Origin of the sequence: Clavibacter sp. MX14-G9D (genome assembly GCF_032917815.1) — a bacterium.
Classification (GTDB): domain Bacteria; phylum Actinomycetota; class Actinomycetes; order Actinomycetales; family Microbacteriaceae; genus Clavibacter; species Clavibacter michiganensis_K.
Window position 1 is genome coordinate 1 of the sequence record NZ_JAVCVL010000392.1, and the last position, 1,061, is coordinate 1,061.

At 75.7% G+C, this 1,061-nt stretch carries 2 protein-coding genes; one reads left to right on the top strand and one right to left on the bottom strand.

The window, feature by feature from the left end; all coding sequences use genetic code 11:
* Positions 1–541: CGNR zinc finger domain-containing protein (locus Q6969_RS15890; protein WP_317231307.1), on the top strand; the 541-nt coding region annotated here is incomplete at its 5' end.
* A gap of 28 nt (positions 542–569) precedes the next feature.
* On the opposite strand, the gene Q6969_RS15895 is transcribed toward Q6969_RS15890, so the two are convergent.
* Complete coding sequence (locus Q6969_RS15895; protein ID WP_094116603.1) at positions 570–872, bottom strand: DUF427 domain-containing protein; 303 nt, start codon at positions 870–872, stop codon at positions 570–572.
* Positions 873–1,061 lie beyond the last annotated feature (189 nt).

The window sequence follows — 1,061 nt, forward strand, 5'->3', positions numbered from 1 at the left end:
GGCCCTCGGCGCGTGGCTCGGCGAGCACCTCGCGGCCGTCTCCGAGCCGACCGAGCGCGACCTCGCGGACGCCCGCACGCTCCGGCAGGCCGTCGGCGACATCGCGTCCGCCCTGGCCGACGGCGGCGAGCCGGCGCCCCGGGACGTGGACGTCCTGAACCTGTACGCGGCCACGCCCGACCTGCCGCCCGCTCTCGGGGGCGGATCCCGCCAGGCCGGCCGCGCGCTCGCCCGGCCCGCGCAGGCGCTGGCCACCGCGGCACGCGACGCGGTCGTGGTCTTCGGGGCGGGATCCGAGCGGATCCGCCGCTGCTCGGCGGAGGACTGCACCGTCCTCTACCTCGACACGACGCGCTCGGGGACGCGGCGCTGGTGCTCGATGCGTCGCTGCGGGAACCGCGCGAAGGTGCGCGCCCACCGCGCACGGCAGCTTCGGGAGCGGCGCACGGGGATCCCGGCGCGCGTGGTGCCGCAGCGATCCACCGACCCCGCCGCCCCCCGCCCGGCAGCGCCCGCGGCCGGCGACGGCCCGGGAGCCTGAGCCCCCGGGCCGTCGCGGCCGATCCGCGTCACTCGCCGACGCGGACCTCCTTCCAGAAGGCGACGTAGCCGCTGTAGTCGCGGCCGACGCGGTCGAACGACGACGGGATGGGCGTCGGGTACGACCAGGCGCGGTCCTGCAGCAGGGTGTCGCCGTCCTTCACGGAGTAGTACTGCGTGTCGCCCTTCCACGGGCAGTGGTAGGGCGTGGAGCTCTCGGTGAGGAGCGACATGTCCACGCTCTGCGGCGGGAAGTACCAGTTGCCCTCGATCTCGATGAGCTCGTCCTTCGGGGCCTCGGCGACGGTGACGCCGTTGAGCTGTGCCTTCATGTGATGACCTTCCGGTTCCGGTTCCGGGCGTCGTGACGGTTCGGCGCCTGCTGCACAGGGGAACACACGCTCCTGGGCGCCCATTCCGCGACGACCGCGAGCGGATGCCGACGCCGGGCGCGGCGCGGCCCTCCGCGGCCCGCGACCGCTCAGGCGTCGCGGTGGAGGCGGTGCACGACGACGTCGGCG